The sequence below is a fragment of the Pseudomonas sp. NPDC087598 genome (assembly GCF_044743525.1).
Lineage (GTDB): Bacteria > Pseudomonadota > Gammaproteobacteria > Pseudomonadales > Pseudomonadaceae > Aquipseudomonas.
Map to the genome: position 1 here is coordinate 13,140 of NZ_JBIUWQ010000023.1, position 26,127 is coordinate 39,266.

Sequence of the window (26,127 nt, forward strand, 5' to 3'; positions counted from 1 at the left end):
CGATGCAGACATTCGCCAAGGAAAATATCTCCATGTACACGCCGCGCCCCTTTGCCATCGACGAGTTGTCGCAACTCCACGAACTGATCCTCGCCACCCGCCTCGCCATTCTGGTGACCCACGGTGAAAACGGTCTGCAGGCCAGTCATGTACCGGTGCTGCTGCATTGCGAGCAAGGTGAGTACGGCACGCTGTACGGGCATCTGGCCAAGGCCAATCCACAGTGGAAAGACCTGCGCGACGGCGCCGAAGCCATGCTGATTTTTGCCGGCCCCGACGCCTACGTCAGCCCGGGCTTTTACCCGAGCAAGGCCGAACACGGCAAAGTCGTGCCGACCTGGAACTACATCGCTGTGCACGCCTACGGTCACGCGGAAACCTTCAGCGACGGCGGGCGACTGCTCGACATCGTCAGCACCCTCACCGACCGCCATGAAGCGGGCCGCGCGCAACCGTGGAAGGTCGACGACGCCCCCGCCGACTACATCGACGGCATGCTCAAGGCCATCGTCGGTTTCGCCATTCCCATCGACCGGCTGGAAGGCAAGCGCAAGCTCAGCCAGAACCGCAGCGCCGAAGATATTGCCGGCGTGCGCGAAGGTCTGGCCGCCAGCCCCGACATCAACGACCAAACCCTTGCCCAATTGATGCGTTAAGGAAAGCCCATGAGTCAGATCGAGATCCGTCAGGTCAGCGCCGACGACCACGCCGCGTGGTTGCCGTTGTGGCAGGCCTACCTGCGCTTCTACAACACCGAATTGCCGGACGCCGTCACGCACAGCACCTGGCAGCGTTTCCTCGACCCGAGCGAGCCGACCCACGCGGCATTGGCGTGGGCTGACGGCAAGGCTGTGGGCATGGTGCATTACATCTACCATCGCTCGAACTGGAGCATCGAAAACTCCTGCTACCTGCAAGACCTGCTGGTCACGGAGCACACCCGCGGCACGGGTGTCGGTCGCCAACTGATCGAACACGTCTACGTCACCGCCAAGGCTGACGGTTGCTGCAAAGTCCATTGGCTGACCCACGAAAGCAACGCCACCGCGATCCAGCTCTACGAGCGCATCGCCGAGCGCCCGGGCTTCATCCAGTTTCGCAAAGCCATTTAAGGAGAGGCACGCATGAGCATTTCACCGGCCGACTGGAAAGGTGTCCCCGCCCCCACCGCCACCCTGCTTGAAGGACGCTTCATCCGCCTGGAACGACTCGACCCGACGCGTCACGGCGATGGGCTGTTCGCCGCACTCGAGGGTCCGGGCGCCGATCCGAAACTCTGGGATTACTTGCCCTACGGCCCGTTCCCCGAGCGCAGTGTGTTCAATGACTGGCTGAACAATCACGCGGCGAGCAGCGATCCGTATTTCTTCAGCGTCATCGACCGCGCCAGCGGCCAGGTGCAAGGCATCCTCAGCCTGATGTCGATCGTCCCGGCCCAGGGTCGCATCGAAATCGGCCACGTCACCTTCGGCGCACCGATGCAACGCTCGCCGAAAAGCACCGAGGCGGTTTACCTGCTGGCCAGGCACTCCTTCGAGCTGGGCTACCGGCGCCTCGAATGGAAGTGCAACAACGGCAACGCCCGCTCCAAATACGCGGCCGAACGCCTGGGCTTCAGTTTTGAAGGCGTGTTCCGCCAGCACATGGTGGTCAAAGGCCAGAACCGCGATACGGCGTGGTACTCGATTCTGGATTCGGAATGGCCGGCGATTGCGGCAGGGTTCGAGCAGTGGTTGAGTGATGCCAACCAGACGCCGACCGGACAGGTGAAAGGCTTGGTCGAGTGCCGCGCCTGAATCGTTAACAGCAAAAGATCGCAGCCTGCGGCAGCTCCTACTCAAGTTAAATGCAGGAGCTGCCGCAGGCTGCGATCTGTTGATCTTTAACTGATATCTCGCCGAATCCGCACAACGCCCATCTTCATCCCAAACGGACGAAACACGGCGTTCAGCGACTTCAGCGTCTGATTGCCTTCGCCGTGCTCGATGTGCACCAGGGTTCGAACCGAGATTTTGCACATCTTCGCAAACTGGGTCTGATGCAGGCCCGTCACTTCTACGCGCAGGCGGCGAACGGCCTCACCGATCTCAAGCGTTCCCTGGGCCGATGCTTCTTGAATGTTTTCGATGAGCAGCGTGCGCTCGGCAACGGTCAGGCTCATTTCAGGTCCCACTCTTTCAAGCGTTGCTCCAGATTTCTCAGGTGAATCCCCGGATGGTTCGAAGATGCAATAAAGTGCATTTTTTTGACGAGTCAGGCCAAAATATCTGCAACAAAATGCAGATATGCCACGGTCTATTCTGGGGCAAACACAAAGTAATGCGGATGGATGTTTGACATCATTTTGTAAAAGCCGCTGAGCATAACGACTCGCTTACAACCGCGAGTCATCCGTCCACGCTGGAATGTAACGTCCATCCCACTTCTAAAAGCAAAAGATCGCAGCCTGCGACAGCTCCTACATTTGCCTTATGCAGGAGCTGCCGCAGGCTGCGATCTTTTGATCTTCGCTTAAGCGAGTTTCTGCGCAAGCACCGCAATGTGCTCCGGTCCGATCCCGCAGCAACCGCCTAGGTGACTCGCGCCACGCTGCTGCCAATCAATCGCCCAATGCAGATAACCCGGCGGATCGAGATCGTCACGCAACGGGTCGAGTCCGTCATTGGCCGTCGCTTCTTTTGGCTGCGGTGGAAACGCATTGGCATAGGCGCCAATGTGAATCCTCACCCCCAGACGTTCGAAGGTGTCGCGCGCCGCATCAATCGCCGCGCCGATCACTTCCGGCTGACTGCAATTGAACAGCAGCGTCTCGACGCCCAACTCAGCCGCCGCAGCCGCCGCCTCTGCAACCGGCTCGCCGGAGCGCAAACGCGGCACTTCGTCGGTGTCTTCATCCTTCAAGGTAAACGACAACCAGAACGGCTTGCCGTCCTGCGGCAGCCCTGCGTGGATGGCGCGTGCTTCGATGATCGAGCTCTGGGTTTCCGCCAGCCATAGATCAACGTGGGGGGCCAGGCCATTGACCAATGGCGCCAGCAACTCTGTCACTCGGCCAGCCTCGAACAGATCCGGACGATACGAACCGAACAGCGGCGGTAACGAACCCGCGACCTGTACGGCTTTGCCTGACGCCTTCACCGCACGCCGCGCCAGCTCACCGGCCAACGCCGCCAGCGCTTGCCCTTCAGCGGCGAAACGTTCTTCGCCAATGTGGAACGGCACCACCGCGTAACTGTTGCTGGTGATCACATTGGCGCCACTGGCGATGTACGCGGCATGTACCGCTTCGACCGCTTGCGGTGCTTCGCTGAGCGCCAGCGCCGACCACTCCGGCTGGCGGAATGGCGCCCCGGCGCGTTGCAACTCACGGCCCATGCCGCCATCGAGAATAATCGTGCTTCCTGCGCCCATATGCTTTTCACTCATATGCTTATGAAAATAACTCACTATCAGAGTCGTTCTTATAACTATTTAATACGCACCATTCGGTTAATAACAACCTCTTTTTTGTTCAGGGATCGACTGTGAAATTTCAACCGCTATTGGCCTTGGGCCTGACAGTTCTGGCCGCTTCCACCCAAGCCTTCGGCGGCACCACACTGGATCGTGTCGAGCAGAAAAAAGAGCTGGTCGGCGTGCTGATGGAAAGCTATCCGCCGTTCTCGTTTCTCAACGATCAGAATCAGCTCGACGGCTTCGACGTCGATGTCGCCAAAGCCGTGGCAGACAAACTCGGGGTCAAGCTGCGCCTCGAAACGCCGTCCTGGGACGTCATCGCTGCCGGCCGCTGGAGCGGGCGATACGACATCTGTATCTGCTCGATGACCCCGAGCAAGGCCCGCGCCGAAGTGTTCGATTTCCCGGTCGAGTACTACGCCTCGCCCGCTGTGATCGTGGTCAACGCCAAGGACGATCGCATCCACGGCGCCAAGGATCTGAGCGGCAAGAAAATCGGTCTCACCAGCGCTTCCAGTTATGAAAGCTACCTGAACAAGAGTCTGGTCATCGAAGGCGCTGAAGACACGCAGTTGCAGTACCCGTTCGAAGACGTGCAGATCGCCCCGTACGATACCGACAACGTCGCGTTCCAGGACTTGGGCCTGGGCGCTGGGGTGCGCCTGGATGCAATCCTTACCAACCTAGTCACCGCGCAGCCACGCCTGAACGAAGACCAGCGCTTCAAACTGGCCGGCGCGGCGCTGTACTCGGAGCCGAACTCCGTTGCCATCGAAAAGGGCGATGCGCAATGGGACGCCAAAGTGCGCGAGGTGTTTGCGCAACTTAAACAGGACGGCACCTTGAGCAAGCTGTCGCAAAAATGGATCGGCGCCGATATCAGTCAATGACTTCTTTCCCGACACCTCCAAAACCAGCGGTGACTGAATCACCGCTGCGCCGATTCTTCGGTTTTCGTACGCGGCTGTACCTGACATGGGCGGCGATGTTCTGTCTGTTCGCCGGGTTCTTCCTGAGCTTCGACCTGAAGTTCTCGATCATCCTCGACAAACTGCCCAATCTTGTCGGCCTCAAACTCGCACCCAATGGCTTTCTACAAGGCGCGGCGCTGACCCTGTTTCTGTGTGTGTGCTCGATTGTCGCTTCGTCATTGCTGGGCTTCGTTACCGCCTTGGCACGACTGTCGAAAAGCGCGGTGGCGTTCGGCATCGCCAGTTTCTACGCCTCGTTCTTTCGCGGCACGCCACTGCTGATTCAGATCCTGCTGATCTACCTCGGTTTGCCGCAACTGGGCATCGTGCCCGGCGCGATCGTCGCCGGGATCATCGCCTTGTCGCTGAACTATGGCGCCTATCTCAGCGAGATTTTTCGCGCCGGGATTCTTGGCGTTCCCTACGGCCAGCGAGAAGCTTCACTGGCGCTGGGCATGCGCGACTCGGTCATTCTGTGGCGCATCACCCTGCCCCAGGCAATGCGCACGATCATCCCGCCCACGACCAACCAGTTCATTTCGATGCTCAAGGATTCATCGCTGATTTCGGTGATGGGCGTTTGGGAAGTGATGTTTCTGGCGCAGTCCTACGGACGCTCAAACTATCGCTACATCGAGATGCTGACGACGGCGGCGATCATTTACTGGCTGATGTCGATCGGTCTGGAACTGATTCAGGCGCGGATGGAACGGCATTACGGCAAGGCTTACGTACGCCGCTCCTAAGGTGAACCGCAACGCAACAGACATCATTCTGTAAAAACCCATCGCTATACAGGACGGCCCGCTTATAACAAAAAGGCCTTCCGCTCATGCCGTTCTCGCCCCAACGTCTTTCGCTCGCCATTGCCCTGTTGATCTCGGCCACCGCCGCTCACGGTAAAACCGTACAGATCGACACCGCCACCACGGCGTCGCAAACCCTCGGTGGCAGCGATACGTTGACGATTTCGGCGCCGGGCAGCATCACCAACAGCGGCAAGACCGTGAGCCTGAAGGACAAGACCAGCGGTGCCGGGGTGGTGATTGATAACGCCGGCAAAATCATCTCCACCGGTGGCCGCGCCATCGACAGCAGTGGCGACCTGACCCAAGCGCGCAACTACGCCATCTACAACCGCAGTGGCGGGCAGATTCTCGGCGCCAATGACGCTCTGCGCATCGACAGCAACTTCGTCAGCGGCAGCCTGTTGATCGATAACAGCGGCATCATTCGTTCGACCACCGGCCAAGGGCTGGATCTGGATGCGTTGCGCAGCGACGGCGTGAAAACCACGATCATCAACCGCGAAGGCGGCTTGATTCGCGGCGATGCCAGCGACGGCATGAAGACCGGCGCCAACGCGACGATTACCAACTACGGCGAGATCTCCACGGGCGACTCGCACAATGCCGACGAGAAGTTCGACGGCATCGACATCGACTCTGCAAGCGGCGTCAGTGTGACCAACTATGGGGTGATTTCCGGCGGTCGTCACGGCATCACCACCGACCTCGGCGCGACGCTGGTCAACTATGGGCAGATCACCGGCAGAAACGGCTCGGGTTTCGGCTCCGACGGTGACGGCACGGTGATCAACCACGGCACCATCACCGGCGCCTATTCGGGCTTGCAGGCGAACGGTGACGGCGATGGTGTGGACATCGACAAGATCGCCCACATCGAAAACTACGGCACGATTCAAGGTGTAGGCGCCGGCGGTGTCGACAAGGGCGGTTTCGCCAATGGCAGCGAAGGCATTGCCCTCGGCGGCGGCTACATTCGCAACGCCAGCGGCGCGCTGATCAGCGGCGCCAACAGTGCAATTCTGGTCGATGACGGCAGCGGCGGTTCCGGGTTGGCGGCGACCACGCTGGAAAACTTCGGCACGATTCAAGGCCTCGACGGTTTCGGCGTGAAGTTCGTCGGCGAGTTCGCCGACGTCGTCGTCAACGGCGGCACCATCAGCGGCAGCAATGGCCTGGCACTGGATCTGGGTAGCGGCAACGACAGTCTGACCTTGCGCAATGGCAGCCGCTTCGTCGGCGCCGTGGACGGCGGCAGCGGTTATGACCGGGTGGTGATGGACGATGCGGCGGGCGGCAGCTTCGGCGAGAGCCGCAACTTCGAATGGCTGGAAGTCAGCCAAGGTGCGTGGACGCTGACCGGCAATGGCGATTTCAGCGACGGCGGCGCAGTGCGCAACGGCGCGACGCTGATCAACCAGGGTGGTATCGCTGGCAACCTGACAGTGGATGCCGGCGGTGTATATGCCGGTGGCGGATCGGTGGGCAACCTCAACATCAACGGCACATTGCGTACCGACACAAGCCTCGGTCGCGTATCGGTTATGCATGACCTGAACATGGGCAGCAGCGCCACCCTCGCCTACGGCGTCAATGCCGACGGCAGCAGCGCGCCGGTGCAGATCGGCGGCACGGCCAATCTCAATGGCGCGACCCTGGCGGTGAATCCCGGCAGCGGCACCTATCCGTGGCAGAGCCATTACACCGTGTTGCAAGCCGCGCAGGTCAACGGCACCTTCGGCAAAGTCACCAGTGACTACGCGTTTCTAACGCCGACACTGGCCTATACGCCGACCCAAGTCGATCTGACCTACACACGCAACGACGTGGCTTTCAATGATTTCGCCGCCACCGGCAACGGCGGCAAGGCCGCCAACAGTCTGGCCTCGATGGGCAAGAACAACGCGCTCTACAACGCCCTGCTCAACACCACCCAAAGCACGGCCGGTGCAGCGATCGAGCAGCTGGTCGGCGCCAGCAATGCCAACCTGACCAGCGCCACCCTCGGCGCCAGCAGTCAGGTAGGCAGCAGCATGCTCTCGGCCATGCAGCAAATGGGCGGCAGCACGGGGTTGATGGTCGGCCTCGATCAGCGCGATACCCCCGTGTTGGCAGCGAACGGCGTACCGTCCGCCGCCCGCAATCTGAACGATCCAAACGCTCGCGGCCGACTCTGGCTGCAAGCTATCGGCGGCTACGGCAAGCTCGACGGCGAACACGGCAACAGCGGCCTGGAACAACGTACCAAGGGCAGCGTGCTCGGCGCCGACTGGTCACTCAATCCGCAATGGCGACTGGGCGTGCTCGGCGGTTATTCGAAAACCGATCTGGACGCTACCGGCGTCGATGGCAACGTCGAGAGCTGGCACGCAGGCGTTTATGCATTGCATCAAAACGGCCCGATGTCTGTGCGTCTCGGCGCGGCCTACAGCGGCCATCAGGGCGAGAGCAAACGCACCGTCGCCTTCAATGGTTTCAGCGATCGTCCGAAAGGCGATTACGACGCCGACAGCCAGCAAGCCTTCGCCGAACTCGGTTACGCCATGGGCAGCGGGCGTCTCAGTGCCGAACCTTTCGCCAACCTCGGCTACCAGCGCTACCACCGCGACAGCTATCGGGAAAAGGGTGGCGCGGCGGCGCTGCAAGTCGACAGCCAGACCCAGGACAACTTCAGCAGCACCTTCGGCTTGCGTCTGGCGCACCTGAGCAGCCTGGACAATGGCATGAGCGTGACACCGCGCATGGCCGCCGGCTGGAAGCACACCTATGGTGATGTCAGCAGTTCGACGCGTCAGGCGTTTGTGGTCGGTGGCACGGCGTTCAGCGTTGATGGCAGCTCACTGGATCGCGACAGTCTGGTGCTGGAAGCCGGGCTGGATGTGGGTATTTCGGCACGGCATACGCTGGGCGTGGGCTATAGCGGCGAGATCGGCAGCAACAGTCGCAATCATGGATTGATTGGGCAGTGGCAGATGAGTTTTTGATTTGAATAGCCGGCGAGGTCCGGGTTGGTTGTAGGAAAAGGGATCGGTGCAGCCGAGTAAAAGCACCGGTTCGTACCACCGAGGCGATTTTCTACAAAACGATCCGACGTCGCCTGCAAGGCTGCGGGAAGTAGCCGACATCGGAAATTTCGGTGCATCAATAGAGTGGGGTCTCCTGTCAACAGAGGCCTTTCTTGATGCCCGCTCAACACAAATTCAAACCGAAATACCTGGCTCTGGCCATTGCGCTTACTGTTTGTGGCGTAGAGACCTCAGTCGCTCAGAATGCAGATGACCCGGTTATTGTTGCCGCCGCGGAAGGAAGCAAACCGCGTAAAAAACCCAAAGCGGTTGCTCCTGCTGCGCCAGTCATATCCGAGGCAACCATTGATGATTTCGAGCCTATCGAGGATATCTTTGCGATCCCGGACTTTATCGGCGCGCTGGAACATTCCTCCCCTTCGACAGAGCCGAGTGAGGACTCGACAACCCAGTCGCCAGGGACACAACCAGCCAAAGCCGTTGTTACGTTCGATGATGCATTCTATGAAGCTCTCGAATTCCCCGAGCCAGCCGCTGGCGAAACCGCAATTGCCGAGACAGATGAAAACCCGTTCGACGATTTTCAGAATGCCTATACCACGCAGCTCACATCCCTCTCGGAAGCATTCCAAAACAGCGACGGCGCATTAAAACTCGGGGACGGGGACGACCTGCTAGTTATCAACAACGGTGACCGGTGGGCAGGCCGGCTAGACGGTGGCGCAGGCACCAACGCCTTGCTCTTGAACGCCTCCGAGGGAGGCGAAATTGGTGAAACAGCCAACTTTGAAGGCATGCGAGTCGCTCGAGGAAACTGGCAACTGCGCCATGATTTCAACGGTAGTGCCGAGGTTAAAACGAGCGCTGGCCTGATCAACAACGGTTCGATCAAAGGTGATGCTTACGTTGACGCAAATGCCGTTTACGGCGGATCCGGTGATGTCAAAAACCTGCACGTAGAGGGTTTCCTGATCGCCAACCCCGGCCTTGGATCGCCAAAAATCAACGGCAATCTGACGTTAGGTGAAGGGGCGACAGTTTCCTACGCAGTAACCCCTGACAAGTTCTCTGATGCCATTTTGGTTGACGGTACCGCCACACTGGGAAATGCCGATCTCGTTGTTTACGGTACCCCCGGCGAATACGCCGACAGCACAGTACGTCCGGTTTTGCGTGCTGGCAAAATCGACGGTGAATTTGCAAGAGTCAGTACCAACCTGGCGTTCATGACGCCGACGCTTTCTTACACCGAAACTGCCGTCGCACTGACCTATCAGCGCAACGACATACCACTCGCACAAGTGGCAACATCCACCCAAGGTCAGGCCTTGGCCCGCAGCGTTGATACACCGAAGGCTGCAACTATCAACACCGCCGTTCGTGCCCTTGTGAACAGCAGCAAAACATCCGCCCCCATCGCCATCGAACAACTCGCCGCCGGCAGCAACGCCAACCTCGCCAAAGCCACGCTGAGTAGTATCACACCCGTGAGCACCAGCATGCTCTCAGCCATGCGCCAACTGGATAACCGCACCGGCCCCGCCCACGGCTCGGGTAACTCACCTCGTCAGGCCGCTGGCGGTGCAGATTCCGGTCGCGTCTGGGTACAGGCACTCGGCCATGGCGGCAAGGTCGATCGCGAGTTCGACAGCACTCTGAAACATGCCACTCAAGGTCTGGTCATGGGCGCTGACTGGCGGCTCGATGAGCAATGGCATGTCGGCCTGCTGGGCGGCAAATCGCAGACCCGACTCGATGCCCGTCAGTACGACGGCGACCTCGACAGTTGGCACCTCGGTGCCTACGCCGTGCGTCAGGACGGACCGCTGGCACTGCGTTTGGGGGCGACCTATGCCAGCCACGACGGCAGCAGCAAACGTCGGGTGGCGTTCAAGGGTTTCAGCGACCGTCTCAAGGGCGACTACGACGCGAACACCCAGCAAGCCTTTGCCGAACTGGGCTTCAATCTCGGTCGTAACAACGTGACACTGGAGCCCTTCGCCAGCCTCGGCTATCAGCGCTATCAACGCGACAGCTACAGCGAAAAAGGTGGGGATGCGGCACTGAAAGTCTTTGGGCAAACCCGCGACAACCTCAGCAGCACCTTCGGTCTGCGCACGGCGAAAATCACTCGCCTGGACAACGGCATGAATCTGACGCCGCGACTCAGTGCCGGCTGGAAACACACCTTCGGCGAGCTCGACATCGATACACGGCAGCAATTGGTCAAGGGTGGCAAGCGTTTCGAAGTGGCCGGTACGGCGCTGGATCGCAACAGCCTGGGCGTCGATGCAGGCCTCGACTTCGGCCTGTCTGCAAATCACACCGTAGGGCTGGGTGTCGCCGCTGACTTCGGCACGGAAAGTCGTACTCACAGTGTGATGGGCCAGTGGCGAATGGCGTTCTGATGATCTGAACACCGTCACTGTGGGAGCGAGCCTGCTCGCGAAGAGGGAGTGTCAGTCGACATGTTCTTTGACCGATAGACCGCATTCGCGAGCAAGCCCCCTCCCACAGGGGGACAGCGTTAATCGGAAAACCCAGGCAAAAAAAAAGGGGAGCACCATGCTCCCCCGAGGTTTAAAGCGTTTGATCGCGGCTGTTATCTCAGCCTTCGATCTCGATCAGGATTTCGCCCGGATTCACCCGGTCGCCTTTAGCGACGTGGATGGCCGTGACCTTGCCGGCAATGGCGGCCTGGACTTCGGTTTCCATCTTCATCGCTTCGGTGATCAGTACAGCCTGGCCAGCCTTGACGGTGTCGCCCTCCTTGACCAGCACATCAACGATGTTGCCCGGCATGGTGGTGCTGACGTGGCCCGGCGCGGACGCCTGTTTGCGTTTGCTGCTGCCACCGCTGACGAATTCGTTGAGCGGTTCGAACACCACTTCTTCCGGCATGCCATCGATGGACAGGTAGAAGTGACGCTTGCCTTCGGCCTTCACACCGACACCGGTAATGTCGACGCGGTAGGTTTCACCGTGGACGTCAATGACGAACTCGGTCGGTACACCTTCGCCACCCGCCGACGCCACAGCACCAGCCTCGGGAATCGGCAGCAGCACTTCAGGCACGAGGGTGCCGGCGGCACGCTCTTCGAGGAACTTGCGGCCGATGTCCGGGAACATGGCAAACGTCAGCACGTCTTCTTCCGACTTGGCCAGGGCGCCGATATCGGCACGCAGCTTGGTCATTTCCGGCTTGAGCAGATCGGCCGGACGCACGTCGATGACTTCTTCGCTACCGATCGCCTGACGACGCAGTTTCTCGTTGACCACGCCCGGCGCCTTGCCATAGCCGCCCTGCAAGTACAGCTTCACTTCGTTGGTGATGGTCTTGTAGCGCTCGCCGGCCAGCACGTTGAAGAACGCCTGAGTGCCGACGATCTGCGAAGTCGGCGTCACCAGCGGTGGGAAGCCAAGGTCTTCACGCACGCGCGGGATTTCCGCCAGCACTTCGCCCATGCGATTCAGCGCGCCCTGCTCTTTCAGCTGGTTGGCGAGGTTGGAGATCATCCCGCCCGGCACCTGGTTGACTTGCACTCGGGTGTCGACGGCGGTGAACTCGCTTTCGAACTGGTGGTACTTCTTGCGCACGGCGTAAAAGTACAGGCCGATTTCCTGCAGCAGTTCCAGATTGAGGCCGGTGTCGTATTCGGTGCCTTTAAGGGCCGCGACCATCGACTCGGTGCCCGGGTGGCTGGTACCGGAGGCGAAGCTGGAGATCGCGGTATCGATGTGGTCGGCGCCGTTTTCGATGGCCTTGAGCTGGCACATGGTCGCCAGGCCAGCGGTGTCGTGGGAGTGGATGAACACTGGCAGCGACTGCTCGGCTTTCAAAGCACGCACCAGTTCACCGGTGGCATATGGGGTCAGCAAACCGGCCATGTCCTTGATCGCTACCGAGTCGCAACCCATGGCTTCCATCTGTTTGGCTTGAGCCACAAAAGCGTCGATGGTGTGCACCGGGCTGGTGGTGTAAGCGATGGTACCTTGGGCATGTTTGCCAGCAGCTTTCACCGCTTCGATGGCCACGCGCAGGTTACGCACGTCGTTCATCGCGTCGAAGATGCGGAACACATCGATGCCATTGACCGCAGCCTTGGCGACGAAGGCTTTGACCACGTCGTCGCTGTAGTGGCGGTAGCCCAACAGGTTCTGCCCGCGCAGAAGCATTTGCAAGCGGGTGTTAGGCAGCGCCGCGCGCAGTTGGCGCAGACGTTCCCACGGGTCTTCTTTCAAAAAACGTACGCAGGCATCGAACGTCGCGCCGCCCCAGCATTCCAGCGACCAGTAGCCGACTTTGTCGAGCTTGTCGCAGATCGGCAGCATGTCTTCGGTGCGCATGCGGGTGGCGAGCAGCGATTGGTGAGCGTCGCGCAGGATGGTGTCAGTGACAAAAATCTTCTTGGACATTGTTGTATTCCTCACAGGCCTGCGTGGGCGGCGATGGCGGCGGCGATGGCCAGGGCCAGCTCTTCGGGTTTGCGCTTGATCGAGTAGTTGGTCAGTTCAGGGTGGCTTTCAACGAAGCTGGTATTGAACTGGCCGCTACGGAATTCCGGATTGCGCAGGATTTCCTGGTAGTACGCGGCGGTGGTCTTCACCCCCTGCAGACGCATGTCGTCGAGGGCGCGCAGGCCGCGATCCATCGCCTCTTCCCAGGTCAGCGCCCAGACCACCAGTTTCAGGCACATCGAGTCGTAGAACGGCGGGATGGTGTAGCCGGTGTAGATCGCTGTGTCGGTGCGCACGCCCGGACCGCCGGGGGCGTAGTAACGGGTGATCTTGCCGAAGCTCGGCAGGAAGTTGTTCTTCGGGTCTTCGGCGTTGATGCGGAACTGCAACGCGAAACCACGGTGCTGAATGTCTTCCTGCTTCACCGACAGCGGCAGGCCGGAGGCGATGCGGATCTGTTCGCGGACGATGTCGATCCCGGTGATTTCTTCGGTGATGGTGTGTTCCACCTGCACCCGGGTGTTCATCTCCATGAAGTAGACCTCGCCCTCGGCGAGCAGGAACTCCACGGTGCCGGCGTTCTCGTAGCCGACAGCCTTGGCCGCACGCACCGACAGGTCGCCGATGTAGGCGCGCTGTTCCGGGGTCAGTTGCGGGCTCGGAGCGATTTCGATGAGCTTCTGGTTGCGCCGCTGGATCGAGCAGTCACGCTCGAACAGATGCACGACATTGCCGAAGCTGTCGCCGAGGATCTGCGCTTCGATGTGCTTTGGATTGACGATGCATTTTTCCAGGAACACTTCGGCAGAACCGAAAGCCTTGGTGGCTTCGGAAATCACCCGAGGGAAATTCTGTTCGAGTTCTTCACGGCTGTTGCAGCGACGGATACCGCGACCGCCACCACCCGAAGTGGCCTTGAGCATCACCGGGTAACCGATACGGTCGCCTTCGGCCAAGGCTTCTTCGATGTCGGCAACGTTGCCTTCGGTGCCCGGCGTGACCGGTACGCCGGCCTTGATCATGCTGCGGCGCGCTTCGGTCTTGTCGCCCATGCGGCGAATGACTTCTGCCGACGGGCCAATGAATTTGATGCCGCGCTCGGCGCAGATGTCTGCCAGCTCGGCGTTTTCCGACAGAAAACCGTAGCCGGGATGCAGTGCATCGCAACCGGTTTCAACCGCCAGGTTCACCAGCTTGCGCGGATTGAGGTAACCGGCCAGTGGCTCGGCACCGATGCTGTGGGCCTCGTCCGCACGCTTCACATGCAAGGCATGACGGTCGGCGTCGGAAAAAATCGCAACCGAGCGAATGCCCATTTCGGCGCAGGCTCGCACGATTCGTACGGCAATCTCACCACGGTTGGCGATCAGGATCTTTGTTATCACTTGGAGGTTCCCTTGAGCCGGTGGCACCACGACCTGCTAGACCCAGGTCGACGCGTGACCAAATGTTTCAATTTAGTCGCAGGTCCACACTAGCGCTCATGAGGGATTAACAAAAATGAATAAAAATTGGGTCAGGCATAAGTAAAGACTTATAGTCAGCGCATCCTCCCGTGTTCAGAGTCGGTAGAAAATGCGTAAGTCCTTGATGCGTATGACATTACGTCAATTGCAGATCTTCAACGAAGTGTGCGATTTGCGTTCTTACAGCCGCGCAGCGGAGGAAATGTCGCTCACACAACCGGCTGTCAGCCTACAGATTCGTCAGCTTGAAGAGCTGATCGGGCAGCCATTATTCGATTATGTCGGCAAAAAACTCTACATGACCGAAGCCGCTGAAGCACTTCAGCGCGCCAGCCGGGACATTTTCGGACGCCTGGAAAACCTCGACATGCAGCTGTCCGACATGCAGGGCTCGCTGCAAGGGCAACTGAAACTGGCGGTGGAATCCAGCGCCAAGTATTTCGTGCCTCACCTGTTTGCAGCGTTCAAGCGCCAGCATCCGGAAGTCAATCTGCAACTGACCGTGGTCAACCGTGGCCAGGTGATCCGACGCCTGTCTGACAACCGCGACGACCTGGTGATCATGTCGATGGTCCCGCAGGACATGGGTCTGGAGTTTCTGCCGTTTCTCAATAATCCAATTGTTGCCGTAGCGCGTCCGGATCATCCGCTGGCACACATGGGACCCTTGCGTTTGCAGGACCTTGAACCGTACACGCTGCTGATCCGTGAGCCCGGCTCGGGTACGCGATTGGCGTGTGAGGAGTATTTCAAGGAGAAGCGTGTGCACTTCACCCAGACCCAGGAGGTCGCTTCGGCAGAAGCCCAACGCGAATGCGTGCTGGCGGGTCTGGGCCTGGCGCTGTTGACGCGCCACGCCCTGAACCTGGAGCTGGCGACCGGCGGCTTGGTGGAGTTGCCGGTCGAGGAGCTGCCGCTATTCCGTAGCTGGTGCCTGGTGCAAGCCAAGGCCAAACGGCTGTCACCGGTGGCGCACGCCTTCCTGGCGTTTATCCGCAGCGAACGCGTGCAGATCAGCGCGCTGGTTGAGCGCTTCGACGGGAAGCTGCGGGCGCTGCCTGCCAGTGATTGATTTCGGGAAAGTCGCCGATTTCAGCCTCAAGCTGACGAAGCTCGAAGCGATCTTCGATAGCGCGGCGAAATTCCATGCGGCGCTGGTCTTCCTGCTGACGACGGGTTTTCGCGGCGCTGTTGCGTTCTTCGTAAGGCTGAGCCATTTCGAGTCTCCCAAGGCGTTTACGGGAGTTTCACGATAGGCGGAAGGGATGACGGTTTGGCTGCCGGGGGATGACAGTGCGATGAAACTTTGCAGATTGCGTTTCATTGTGGCGAGGGAGCTTGCTCCCGCTGGACTGCGAAGCAGGCCCGGCCTTTTCAGGGCCGCTGCGCGCCCCATCGGGAGCAAGCTCCCTCGCCACAAAAGCAGTCATCAGTCATCCAGCGCTTTCACGGCTTTTGGCGACAGCCGCAAGCTGCGCAGGCTGCGCTTCACGCTCTTGAGGTGGTTGACCAGGCTCGGCCCGCGCGCCATGGCCACGCCCATCGCCAGCACGTCGATCACCACCAGGTGAGCGATACGCGAGGTCAGCGGCGTATAGATTTCAGTGTCTTCGTGCACATCGATCGCCAGGTTGACGGTGGACAGCTCCGCCAACGGCGTCTGGCTCGGGCACAACGTGATCAGCGACGCCCCGCTCTCGCGAACGAGGTTGGCGGTGATCAGCAGGTCTTTCGAACGCCCGGACTGGGAAATACAGATCGCCACGTCGGTCGGCTTCAACGTCACCGCCGACATCGCCTGCATGTGCGGGTCGGAATACGCCGCTGCGGTCAGTAGCAAGCGGAAGAACTTGTGCTGGGCATCCGCCGCCACCGCGCCTGACGCGCCGAAGCCGTAGAACTCGACCCGCTGCGCCTGCGACATCAGGGTCACCGCACGCTGCAACTCCACCGGATCGAGCTTCTCGCGAACCTCCATCAGCGTGTGCAACGTGGTATCGAAAATCTTCAGGCTGTAATCGGCGACCGAGTCGTCTTCATGGATCGCGAACTGGCCGAAGCTGGCACCCGCCGCCAGGCTTTGCGCAAGCTTGAGTTTCAGATCCTGAAAACCGGAACAACCGATGGCGCGACAGAACCGCACGATGGTCGGCTCACTGATGCCGACGCTGTGGGCCAGGTCGGCCATGGAACTGTGCATCACGGCCGCAGGGTCAAGCAGCACGTGGTCGGCGACCTTGAGCTCCGACTTGCGTAACAGGTGACGTGACTGGGCGATGTGTTGCAGCAGATTCAAGGGGCTGGACTCTTCTTATGGTCGGGGATGTAGCAAGCTTGTAGTTATACTACATGAATCGGCTTTTTGCCTGCTCAATGCGTAACTCCATGTCCCTATATCAGGCGCGATGGCATCCATGTAGCCCTTAATGCGGGTTTTCCTGTTCACGCAAAAGCCCGGCCAGCCCGGCAGCTTCCACCGGTCGGCTGATCAGATAGCCTTGTACTTCATCGCAACGCTCGGCGCGTAAAAAATCCAGCTGTTCCTGCCGCTCGACCCCTTCGGCCACCACTTTCAGCGACAAGCCATGAGCCATGGCAATGATCGCCCGGGTAATCGCCGCATCTTCACTGCCCTCGCCCAGACCACGAATGAACGCCTGATCGATCTTCACGTAATCCACCGGAATGCGCTTGAGATAACTCAGCGACGAATAGCCGGTGCCGAAATCATCGATGGCCAGTTTCACCCCCAGATCGCGCAGTTGCTGGAAGGTCGCGATGATGTGCTCAACGCTGTCGAGCAATTGGCTTTCGGTCAGCTCCAGCTCAAGGTAGTGCGGCGCCAGCCCGGTTTCTTCGAGCACCTGACGCACCAGGCTGACCAGTTTGCCCTGGCGCAGCTGATGCACTGACAGATTCACCGAAACCCGGATCGGCTCCAGCCCCTGACGCTGCCACTCGCACGCCTGCCAGCAGGCCTGACGCAACACGAACTCGCCGATCGGCCCGATCAGACCGGTCTCCTCGGCCAGACCGATGAAATCCCCCGGCGGCACCCGGCCCATCGTCGGATGATCCCAGCGCACCAGCGCCTCCGCCGCATTCAGACGTCCCGTTTGCAGACACAGCTTCGGCTGATAGAACACCTTCAATTGCTGCTCATCGATGGCTTTGCGCAGCTGGTTTTCCAGCTGCAAACGCTCAAGGGTGCTGGCCTGCAAGCTCTCGGTGTAGAACTGGAAGTTGTTACCGCCCAGATGTTTCGCGTGCTGCATGGCCATGTTCGACTGACTGACCAGCGCAGAAATCTCCCGCGCATTGTCCGGCAACATGCTGATGCCCATCGACGCGCTGACCACCAGTTCATGCCCATCGACCGTCAGCGGCAGACGCAACTTGGTCGACAGCCGCGTGGCGACACGGGCCAGGCTCGACAGGTTGCCGTAGGCATCGAACAGCACCGCAAATTCATCACCGGACAGCCGCGCGATAGTGTCGGCTTCCGGCAAGGCATTAATCAGGCGACGGGCCATTTTCTGCAGCAACTGGTCAGCGACTTCATGACCGAGGCTGTCGTTGAGTAACTTGAATCGGTCCAGATTGATGTGCAGCAGCGCCAGACTGCGCCGCCCGCCCTGCCGGACCCGTTGATGCGCTTCGTGCAGGCGCTCGCGGAACAGCGAACGGTTGGCCAGCCCGGTAAGTTCGTCGTAGTGCGTCAGGTAACGCATGCGTTCTTCGGATTCGCGTCGAGCGGAAAGATCGGAGAAGAAGCCGACGATATGACTGACATTTCCCCGACTATCGCGCACCGCATTCAGTTGCAGCCACTGCGGGTACAACTCGCCATTCTTGCGGGTCTCCACCAGTTCGCCCTGCCAGCTGCCGTGCTGTTCCAGCGCGTGACGGATCGCCACGTAATGACGACGGGCATCACGGCTGCACGGCAGCTCGACGACGTTGCGCCCGAGCATGTCGTCGATGTCATAACCGGTGACCCGACTGAAAGCCTGATTGATCGCGATCAACGCGTAGTTGGGGTCGAGAATCACGATGCCTTCGCTGGCTGCTTCAAATACCGTCGCCGCCAGTCGCTGCTGCTCTTCAAGGCTTTTGCTGGCACTGATGTCGCGCCGCGTGCCGACCATCCGGATTACTCGCCCGCTGTCGCTGCGCTCCACGGCGCGACCACGGTCTTCGATCCACACCCAGTGGCCGTCGCCATGACGCACGCGATACTCGATCTGATAATCCTCGGTGCGCCCCTTCAGGTGTTCGACCAGTGCATGCTTGAGCGGCGGCACGTCTTCCGGATGCAGGCGCGGCTTGAGGTCGCGCAAAATAGCGGTGACGTATTCAGGAGCAAGGCCGAACAACTCCTGAATCTGCGTGTGGTGGACCTCGTCGCTTTGCAGATTCCAGTCCCACAGCCCCAGCTCACTGGCCTTCAATGCCAGCGCGAGACGCGCTTCGCTTTTGCTCAGGGCCTGATTGGCCGCGTCGAGTTCGCGGCTGCGCTGGGCGACACGGTCCTCCAACTCGACCTGCGCTTCACGCAACTTACCCTCGGCACAGCGGCGATGGTCGATTTCTGTCGCCAGTTCATGATTAAGTTGCTCGCTGCGCATTTGCGTCTGTTGCAGGTGTTCGATCAGGCGCTGATTCTGAAAGCGCCGCACCAAGCCGCGATCAATCAGCCGATTGACCTGCCACGCCACCACGCTCAACGAACCCAGCAGGATCAGCCCGAGCCAGCCCCAGCCTCGCGCCAATTCATCGCCGCCCCAAAACAGAAAACCGATCGCCGGCAGCAGGCACGGCAAGGTAAACGACAGGAACGCTGGCAGGCTGACCGCATAAGCGACGCTGGCCGACAGCGTCGCGGCGCCGATCAGGCCAAACACCCAGGCCTGTTGCATGAAGTTGTCGGCAGGCACCAAAGCGATGCCGGCGCCGGCCAGGGTCAGGCCGGTCATGGTCGAACCGATCAGAAACATTCGGAACCAGATGGGTTGGGCCTGACGGTTAGGGATCGCCGAATCGAACGCCGCGACCTGAATCACCCGCAACGCCACCAGCGACAGCAACCACACCAGCCAGACGCTGACCACGAAATAGCGCTGCGGGCTCCAGAGCAAACCGGCGCAGACCAGACCATTGATCAACATGAACAGGGTGGGCAACAAGGAGCCCTGATACAGCAGGCGCGTGCGCTCCACCGCCATTTCGACGGCATAGTGCTTGCGGATAACCCGGGGTTCCACGGAGGGGCCCGACAGTTCGGCGCTGAGGGTCATGGGCAACGTTCTTGTTCTTATAAGGAGGGCGTGCGCCCGAAACGTGGACGGAGCATACACAAGCCGCCCCCTTTGCCAAACTGCTCCAGATCATAAATTGAGCGAAACTTTATCTCCCTGTCGCACCGGCAAAACCCGCCAAGCGAGACGGACCAACGCCTGTAGCCGGTGACCGACCGGTCGTCATCGGCAGCACTTTCATCGGCTAATGCAAAGCTCGGTTTGCCCGGGCCTGCGGCGCACCCTAGAATGCCCCGATGCGCGATGATCTCTCCCTTCTGCTGAACTCTCTCAACGATGCCCAACGCCAGGCCGTAGCTGCCCCCGTTGGCCGTCAGTTGGTCCTGGCCGGTGCTGGCTCCGGTAAAACCCGAGTGCTGGTGCACCGTATCGCCTGGTTGATCCAGGTCGAAAACGCCTCGCCCCACTCCATTTTGTCGGTGACTTTCACCAACAAGGCCGCTGCCGAGATGCGTCATCGCATCGAGCAGTTGCTGGGTATCAACCCGGCCGGCATGTGGGTCGGCACCTTCCACGGCCTGGCACACCGCTTGTTGCGGGCGCACTGGCAGGAAGCGGGCTTGAGCCAGACCTTCCAGATTCTCGACAGTGATGACCAGCAACGTCTGGTCAAGCGGGTGATCCGCGAGCTGGGGCTGGACGAACAGCGCTGGCCGGCCCGTCAGGCCCAGTGGTTCATCAACGGGCAGAAAGACGAAGGTCTGCGTCCAAAACACATTCAGGCCAGCGGCGATTTGTACCTGGCGACCATGCGCGGCATTTATGAGGCCTACGAGGCCGCGTGCCAGCGCGCCGGCGTCATCGATTTCTCTGAGCTGCTACTACGCGCCCTCGATCTGTGGCGCGATCACCCGGGCCTGTTGGCACATTACCAAAAGCGTTTCCGGCACATTCTGGTGGACGAGTTCCAGGACACCAACGCCGTGCAGTACGCCTGGTTGCGCCTGCTCGGCAAGGGTGGCGACAGCCTGATGGTGGTCGGCGACGACGATCAGTCGATTTACGGCTGGCGCGGCGCGAAGATCGAGAACATTCATCAGTACTCATCGGACTTCCCGGACTCCGTGACTATTCGCCTGGAGCAGAACTATCGCTCCACCGCCGGCATCCTCAAGGCTGCCAACGCGTTGATCGCCAACAACACCGGGCGTCTCGGTAAAGAGCTGTGGACCGACGGCGGTGATGGCGAGGCGATCAACCTGTACGCCGCGTTCAACGAACACGACGAAGCACGCTACGTTGTCGAAACCATCGAAAGCGCGCTGAAAACCGGCCTGGCTCGCAGCGATATCGCGATTCTGTACCGCTCCAACGCCCAATCGCGCGTTTTGGAAGAAGCCTTGCTGCGTGAACGAATTCCTTACCGCATCTATGGCGGTCAGCGCTTCTTCGAGCGCGCGGAAATCAAGAATGCCATGGCCTACCTGCGCTTGCTGGAAGGGCGCGGCAACGATGCGGCGCTGGAACGGGTAATCAACGTCCCCGCTCGCGGTATCGGCGAGAAAACCGTCGAAGCAATCCGCGACCATGCCCGTCACAGCGATGTGTCGATGTGGGAAGCGATGCGCCAACTGGTCGCCAATAAAGGCCTGACCGGTCGTGCGGCGGGTGCGTTGGGCGCGTTTATCGAGCTGATCGAGAACCTTGCCGCCAAGTGCATGGAAATGCCGCTGCATTTGATGACGCAAACCGTCATCGAGCAATCGGGCCTGATCGCCTATCACGAAGCGGAAAAAGGCGAGAAAGGCCAGGCCAGGGTGGAAAACCTTGAGGAGTTGGTCAGCGCCGCGCGCAACTTCGAAAACACCGAAGACGACGAAGAGCTGACGCCCCTGGCGGCATTCCTCGGCCACGCCTCGCTGGAGGCCGGCGACACGCAGGCTGACGAGCACGAAGACAGCATTCAACTGATGACGCTGCACAGTGCCAAGGGTCTGGAATTCCCGTACGTGTTCCTCGTGGGCATGGAAGAAGGCCTGTTCCCGCACAAGATGAGCCTGGAAGAACCGGGGCGTCTTGAAGAAGAGCGTCGTCTGGCTTACGTCGGCATCACCCGGGCAATGCAGAATCTGGTGATGACCTATGCTGAAACCCGACGCCTGTACGGCAGCGAAACCTACAACAAGGTTTCGCGTTTCGTCCGCGAAGTGCCGAAAGGTCTGATTCAGGAAGTGCGCCTGTCGAACAGCGTCAGCCGACCGTTCGGCGGCAACCAGTCGATGAGCGGCAGCAATCTGTTCAGCGGCAGCGAGATTCCGGAAACCGGCTTCAGCCTTGGGCAAACCGTACGTCACTCGATCTTCGGTGACGGCGTGATCCTCAACTTCGAGGGCGCAGGCGCGCAGGCCAGGGTGCAGGTGAACTTCAGCGAAGGCAGCAAGTGGCTGATGCTTGGTTACGCGAAGCTTGAAGCCATCTGAAGCCGGTTTCGCTTTTCTGTGGGAGCGAGCCTGCTCGCGAATGACGTCACCGCGGTTGATCTGATAAACCGCAGTGTGGCTTTCGCGAGCAGGCTCGCTCCCACAGGGTTAGGTGTTGGCTGATTGATCAAGGATATTTCCATGGGCTCAGGCTTCTTTTCCTCCTGGACATTCTGGGCCCTGCTCTCGGCAACTTTCGCCGCATTGACGGCGATCTTCGCCAAAGTCGGCATCGAAAACGTCAATTCCGATTTCGCCACCCTGCTGCGCACCATCGTGGTACTCGTCAGCCTGGCCTTGATTTTGTACGCCACGGGCCAATATCAGTCGTTGGGATCGATATCCGCCAGGAGCTATCTGTTCCTGTTGCTGTCCGGTCTGGGCACCGGCGCGTCGTGGTTGTGCTACTTCCGCGCATTAAAGGTAGGCCCGGCGTCACTGGTCGCTCCAGTGGACAAGCTCAGTGTGGTGCTGGTGGCGATACTTGGCGTGATCTTGCTGGGCGAGAAACTCGATCTGCGCCAATGGGGCGGTATCGGCTTGATCACTGCTGGCGTGGTGATGCTGGCATTTCGTCGCTAAGCAGCTTTCTCACTGAACCTGTCGCTCTTTCCTACAGCCAAATGTACATGGCCTTATTGCCCCGACCGAGCTGAACGTAACCTGTCAGGCAAAAGCCCGAAACACTCTCTCGCTAGCCAGTGCCACTTCAGCTGTGCAACATGGCGCGCGTGTCTCCACAAACGGGAATTCCCTTTATGAAACGTTTTCTTAGCATCGCCATGGCGTTGTGCATCGGCCTGACGATGAGCCTCGACGCCAATGCCAAGCGCTTTGGTGGTGGCAAAAGCGCCGGCGCTGCGCCGACGCACCAGACCAGCCAAATGGCTCCTTCTTCTCCAGGCATGGGCGGCGCTGCGGCGACCGCTGGTGCTGCCGGTGCCGCCGGTGCTGCTGCCAAGGCTGGCGGCGCTTCGAAATGGCTCGGCCCTCTGGCCGGCATCGCCGCCGGTGGCCTGCTGGCGTCCATGTTCATGGGCGGCGGCTTCCAGGGCATGCAGATCTTCGACATCCTGATCATGGCCGTGATCGCGTTCGTGATCTTCCGTTTCATCGCCGCTCGTCGACGCAAGCAACAGGAGCACCTGGCTCCGGCCGGCGCGCCAATGCAGCGTGAAGCGTTCGAGCAGAAGCCTGCTGCCATGGGTTCGATCTTCGGTGGCTCGGCTGCACCGGCTGCCGCTCGTCCGGTCATCAACGCTCCGGCATGGTTCAACGAACAGAACTTCCTTGCCGCCGCGCGCAGCCACTTCCAGGCGCTGCAGCAGCACTGGGACGCCAACGAAATGGACAAGATCGCCGAGTTCGTGACCCCGCAAATGCTTGAGTTCCTCAAGCGTGAGCGTGCAGATCTGGGCGACGCCTTCCAGTCGACCTACATCGACAACCTCCAGGTGCAACTGGACGGCGTCGATGACCGCGCCGACAAGACCATCGCCACCCTGACATTCAGCGGTGTGTCGAAGACCTCGCGTTTCGACCAGGGCGAAGTGTTCAGCGAAAGCTGGAACATGGAGCGTCCGCAGGGCGACAACCAGCCTTGGCTGGTCGCCGGTATCCGCCAGAACGGCTGATCCCTCCTGCGTCAGTCAGGTAACAGTGAAAACCCCGGACTTGTCCGGGGTTTTTCTATTTCGCGGTTGCATCTATAGCGAGCTACTGTATAAACCGGCCCATATAAACCGCGCCATTCAAGCAAGAGGATCCCGGACGTGGAAGAAATCATCGAACAACTGCGCGAAGCCAACGAACCCGTACCGGTTCCACTGGAATTGCCTGACGAAGACCAACTGGTGGAAGTCGAAGAAGAACTCTTCATCAACATTCCGTTTGTCTTCAAAGAGTTTCTGCTGACCGTCAGCGACGTGGTTTACGGCAGTCTGGAGCCGGTGACTGTCACCGACCCGCAATCGCATACCTATTTGCCGGATGTGGCGGCGAATGCCTGGGACGCCGGCGTGCCGCGCGACCTGATTCCGATCTGCCAGGACGGCGACAACTACTACTGCGTCGAAGAAGACGGCACTGTGGTGTTGTGGTCGGGCGAAGAAGAGCTGATCACCGAAGAATCCTGGGAATCGGTGTGGCACTGGGCGCGGGACGTCTGGCTGGAAAGCTGATTTGCCCAACGCCCCGGGTGGTCAATGCCCCGACGATTCCTTGTGATTGTCGAGGGTTTCCAGCAAAGCCACCTGCATCCGCGTGTGCACTCGGATGAACCAGCGCCAGAGTAGCGCCGCCACGGCGGCCGCGACCACGGCGATCAGCACCAGCAACTTGTTGGTCGGCAGAATACTGGCCGACAAGGCTGCCAGCAGCAGGAAAATCACCAGCAGCGAGAGAATCGGGATCACCTCGGAGATCACCCGGCGCACTCGCTGCGTGTGCCTTCCAGCCATCTCAGGCTTCACTCCCATCTCGGCCAGCAGCATCGACAACGCCTTGAGCTTGCGATAGGCGGCGATCAGGAATGGCAACGACAGCAGCAACGCCCCGCCCCAGATCAACGCCTTCTGCCAGCTCGGATCGCTGATCCAGTCGTGCAGCGACAGCGAGATTCGTTCAGCGAAAAACGCTCCGGCGAAGAAGATCGCAATCACCAGCGCAAGATTGACCCCCACCTGCAACAGAATCCGCCGGATCATCGACGCCAGTATGGCGCCCTCGCCTTGCGGCTGGATACTGCGCAGCCATTCGCCATACATACCGAACACACGCCCGAGACGCTGCGGCATCGCGGCAGACAGCTTGATCGACAGCGGATCCGCCGCGCGAATCAGGTACGGTGTCAGCAGCGTGGTGATCACCGACACCGCCACGGCCACCGGATACAGGAAGTTGCTGGTGACCTGCAGGGTCATGCCCAATGCGGCGATGATGAAGGAAAATTCGCCAATCTGTGACAGCCCCATCCCCACACGCAGTGAGGTGCGTCCGTCATTGCCGGCGATAAACGCACCGAGCCCGCAGGACAACATCTTGCCCAGCACCACGGCTACGGTGATGACCGCAATCGGCCACGCGTATTGCAGAAGAATCATCGGATCGAGCATCAGGCCGATGGCGACAAAGAAAATTGCACTGAAGAGATCACGAACCGGCTCGATCAGCCGCTCGATCTTCAGCAGTTGCCGCGACTCGGCCATGATCGCGCCGATCAGAAACGCACCGAGCACCATGCTGTATTCAAGCTTGACCACCAGCAGGCAAAAGCCGAAACACAGGCCCAGCACAGTGATCAGCAGCATCTCGTTGCTTTCGAATTTGGCGACGTAAGCCAGCAAACGCGGCACCAGCAAAATGCCGATGACCAAAGCGACGATCATGAACAGCGACAACTTGCCGACCGTGGAAAACACTTCGCCGGAGCTGACTGTACCGCTGACCGCGATGCTGGAAAGCAGCGCAATGATGCCGATGCCGAGGATGTCCTCGACGATCAGCACGCCGAAGATCAACTGCGCGAAACGCTCGTTCTTCATCTTCAGATCGTTGAGCGCCTTGACGATGATGGTGGTCGAGGAGATCGCCAGAATCGCGCCGAGGAACAGCGAGTCCATGGTGTTCCAGTCAAACCAGCGGCCGATTTCGTAACCGATCCAGATCATCAGAATGATTTCGAGGAACGCCGCAATAAACGCCGTGGCGCCGACCTTGAACAGCTTGCGCAGGCTGAACTCCAGCCCGAGGCAGAACATCAGGAAGATCACCCCCAGCTCGGCGAGGGTCTTGATCGTTTCTTCGTCGTGGATCAGGCCGAACGGCGGGGTGTGCGGGCCGATGATGAATCCCGCAACGATGTAGCCCAGCACCACCGGCTGCTTGAAACGGTGAAACAGAACCGTCACCACACCTGCGACCAACATGATCACTGCCAGGTCTTGAATGAAACTGATGGCATGCATGGCGTGGGCTCCTTGAATGACGAGGCTCGCAGTCAGGCATCAGAAAGATCTGAGCGAGCGGGGTAAAAATCCGCTTTTCGTGTGGGAATTGCCCTTGAGGCGGGCTTTTGCAGGGTAACACCGCGACTTACGCCTGAAAGGCGGTGCAATATATGGAAACAGATCGATCCCGGCGTGACGGCGGCCAGTCGCCCGGCGTCCCGATAACGGTGCTTTTGAAAAGCGACCAGGCGCCCGTAGA

The 26,127-nt window shown here is 60.0% G+C and carries 21 protein-coding genes; 12 read left to right on the forward strand and 9 right to left on the reverse strand.

What is annotated here, in order from left to right; all coding sequences use genetic code 11:
* The first annotated feature begins 32 nt into the window (after window positions 1-32).
* Genes ACIOWE_RS14660 through ACIOWE_RS14670 form a run of 3 tightly spaced genes read left to right on the forward strand, consistent with a single transcriptional unit; the run spans window position 33 to window position 1,796 of the window.
* The gene (locus ACIOWE_RS14660) at window positions 33-656 is read left to right on the forward strand and encodes an FMN-binding negative transcriptional regulator (protein WP_401392490.1); all 624 of its coding nucleotides are present in this window, start codon (window positions 33-35) and stop codon (window positions 654-656) included.
* Window positions 657-665: 9 nt separating this feature from the next.
* Window positions 666-1,112: a GNAT family N-acetyltransferase gene (locus ACIOWE_RS14665; RefSeq protein ID WP_401392493.1), complete on the forward strand. Its 447-nt coding sequence runs from the start codon at window positions 666-668 to the stop codon at window positions 1,110-1,112.
* 12 nt (window positions 1,113-1,124) lie between these two features.
* Window positions 1,125-1,796: a GNAT family N-acetyltransferase gene (locus ACIOWE_RS14670; protein ID WP_401392496.1), complete on the forward strand. Its 672-nt coding sequence runs from the start codon at window positions 1,125-1,127 to the stop codon at window positions 1,794-1,796.
* Between the two features lie 86 nt (window positions 1,797-1,882).
* Here the strand turns inward: ACIOWE_RS14670 and ACIOWE_RS14675 are convergent, their stop codons facing one another.
* Together ACIOWE_RS14675 and ACIOWE_RS14680 are read right to left on the reverse strand one after the other, a co-directional pair.
* Entirely contained in the window at window positions 1,883-2,161 is a 279-nt protein-coding gene (locus tag ACIOWE_RS14675; RefSeq protein WP_401392499.1) for a helix-turn-helix domain-containing protein, read from the reverse strand.
* A gap of 350 nt (window positions 2,162-2,511) precedes the next feature.
* Window positions 2,512-3,411 (reverse strand): homocysteine S-methyltransferase family protein, encoded by a 900-nt coding sequence (locus tag ACIOWE_RS14680; RefSeq protein WP_401392501.1) that lies wholly within the window; start codon window positions 3,409-3,411, stop codon window positions 2,512-2,514.
* Window positions 3,412-3,524: 113 nt separating this feature from the next.
* Between ACIOWE_RS14680 and ACIOWE_RS14685 the strand changes: the two genes are divergently transcribed.
* The 3 genes from ACIOWE_RS14685 (at window position 3,525) to ACIOWE_RS14695 (ending at window position 8,217) form a co-directional block, all read left to right on the forward strand.
* Window positions 3,525-4,346, forward strand: coding sequence for an ABC transporter substrate-binding protein (locus ACIOWE_RS14685; protein ID WP_401392504.1), 822 nt, complete (start codon window positions 3,525-3,527; stop codon window positions 4,344-4,346).
* Window positions 4,343-5,173: an amino acid ABC transporter permease gene (locus ACIOWE_RS14690; RefSeq protein ID WP_401392507.1), complete on the forward strand. Its 831-nt coding sequence runs from the start codon at window positions 4,343-4,345 to the stop codon at window positions 5,171-5,173. Before ACIOWE_RS14685 ends, ACIOWE_RS14690 begins: the two co-directional genes overlap by 4 nt.
* 86 nt (window positions 5,174-5,259) lie before the next feature.
* Window positions 5,260-8,217 carry an autotransporter domain-containing protein gene (locus tag ACIOWE_RS14695; RefSeq protein WP_401392510.1) on the forward strand — a complete coding sequence of 986 codons (2,958 nt, stop codon included), beginning with the start codon at window positions 5,260-5,262 and terminating at the stop codon, window positions 8,215-8,217.
* Window positions 8,218-8,489: 272 nt separating this feature from the next.
* Here the strand turns inward: ACIOWE_RS14695 and ACIOWE_RS14700 are convergent, their stop codons facing one another.
* On the reverse strand, window positions 8,490-8,669 hold the full coding sequence (locus tag ACIOWE_RS14700) for a hypothetical protein (RefSeq protein WP_401392513.1): 180 nt from the start codon (window positions 8,667-8,669) through the stop codon (window positions 8,490-8,492).
* 384 nt (window positions 8,670-9,053) lie between these two features.
* On the opposite strand from ACIOWE_RS14700, the gene ACIOWE_RS14705 reads away from it, so the two are divergent.
* Window positions 9,054-10,667: an autotransporter outer membrane beta-barrel domain-containing protein gene (locus ACIOWE_RS14705; RefSeq protein ID WP_401392516.1), complete on the forward strand. Its 1,614-nt coding sequence runs from the start codon at window positions 9,054-9,056 to the stop codon at window positions 10,665-10,667.
* A 199-nt stretch (window positions 10,668-10,866) separates the two neighbouring features.
* Here the strand turns inward: ACIOWE_RS14705 and oadA are convergent, their stop codons facing one another.
* Both oadA and ACIOWE_RS14715 read right to left on the reverse strand, forming a co-directional pair.
* A complete protein-coding gene (gene oadA, locus ACIOWE_RS14710; protein WP_201236243.1) occupies window positions 10,867-12,675 on the reverse strand; it encodes a sodium-extruding oxaloacetate decarboxylase subunit alpha in 1,809 nt (602 codons plus the stop codon).
* A gap of 11 nt (window positions 12,676-12,686) precedes the next feature.
* Complete coding sequence (locus ACIOWE_RS14715) at window positions 12,687-14,102, reverse strand: acetyl-CoA carboxylase biotin carboxylase subunit (RefSeq protein ID WP_025112637.1); 1,416 nt, start codon at window positions 14,100-14,102, stop codon at window positions 12,687-12,689.
* 190 nt (window positions 14,103-14,292) lie between these two features.
* Between ACIOWE_RS14715 and ACIOWE_RS14720 the strand changes: the two genes are divergently transcribed.
* Window positions 14,293-15,255 (forward strand): LysR family transcriptional regulator, encoded by a 963-nt coding sequence (locus ACIOWE_RS14720; RefSeq protein WP_103302748.1) that lies wholly within the window; start codon window positions 14,293-14,295, stop codon window positions 15,253-15,255.
* Here the strand turns inward: ACIOWE_RS14720 and ACIOWE_RS14725 are convergent.
* From ACIOWE_RS14725 to ACIOWE_RS14735, 3 genes are all read right to left on the reverse strand, one after another.
* Window positions 15,197-15,400 carry a PA3496 family putative envelope integrity protein gene (locus tag ACIOWE_RS14725; protein WP_401392520.1) on the reverse strand — a complete coding sequence of 68 codons (204 nt, stop codon included), beginning with the start codon at window positions 15,398-15,400 and terminating at the stop codon, window positions 15,197-15,199. The genes ACIOWE_RS14720 and ACIOWE_RS14725 overlap by 59 nt on opposite strands.
* A 212-nt stretch (window positions 15,401-15,612) precedes the next feature.
* Complete coding sequence (hexR, locus tag ACIOWE_RS14730) at window positions 15,613-16,479, reverse strand: transcriptional regulator HexR (protein WP_007962240.1); 867 nt, start codon at window positions 16,477-16,479, stop codon at window positions 15,613-15,615.
* Window positions 16,480-16,606: 127 nt separating this feature from the next.
* A complete protein-coding gene (locus ACIOWE_RS14735) occupies window positions 16,607-19,480 on the reverse strand; it encodes a putative bifunctional diguanylate cyclase/phosphodiesterase (protein ID WP_401392523.1) in 2,874 nt (957 codons plus the stop codon).
* A 257-nt stretch (window positions 19,481-19,737) separates the two neighbouring features.
* Between ACIOWE_RS14735 and uvrD the strand changes: the two genes are divergently transcribed.
* From uvrD to ACIOWE_RS14755, 4 genes are all read left to right on the forward strand, one after another.
* Window positions 19,738-21,921: a DNA helicase II gene (uvrD, locus tag ACIOWE_RS14740; protein WP_201236240.1), complete on the forward strand. Its 2,184-nt coding sequence runs from the start codon at window positions 19,738-19,740 to the stop codon at window positions 21,919-21,921.
* A 141-nt stretch (window positions 21,922-22,062) separates the two neighbouring features.
* On the forward strand, window positions 22,063-22,503 hold the full coding sequence (locus tag ACIOWE_RS14745; RefSeq protein ID WP_401392527.1) for an EamA family transporter: 441 nt from the start codon (window positions 22,063-22,065) through the stop codon (window positions 22,501-22,503).
* Window positions 22,504-22,679: 176 nt separating this feature from the next.
* Window positions 22,680-23,555, forward strand: coding sequence for a Tim44 domain-containing protein (locus ACIOWE_RS14750; protein ID WP_401392530.1), 876 nt, complete (start codon window positions 22,680-22,682; stop codon window positions 23,553-23,555).
* 138 nt (window positions 23,556-23,693) lie between these two features.
* The gene (locus ACIOWE_RS14755; protein WP_007995855.1) at window positions 23,694-24,101 is read left to right on the forward strand and encodes an SMI1/KNR4 family protein; all 408 of its coding nucleotides are present in this window, start codon (window positions 23,694-23,696) and stop codon (window positions 24,099-24,101) included.
* A 21-nt stretch (window positions 24,102-24,122) separates the two neighbouring features.
* Here ACIOWE_RS14755 and ACIOWE_RS14760 read toward each other — a convergent pair whose 3' ends face one another.
* Window positions 24,123-25,886, reverse strand: coding sequence for a cation:proton antiporter (locus tag ACIOWE_RS14760; protein ID WP_401392533.1), 1,764 nt, complete (start codon window positions 25,884-25,886; stop codon window positions 24,123-24,125).
* Window positions 25,887-26,127 lie beyond the last annotated feature (241 nt).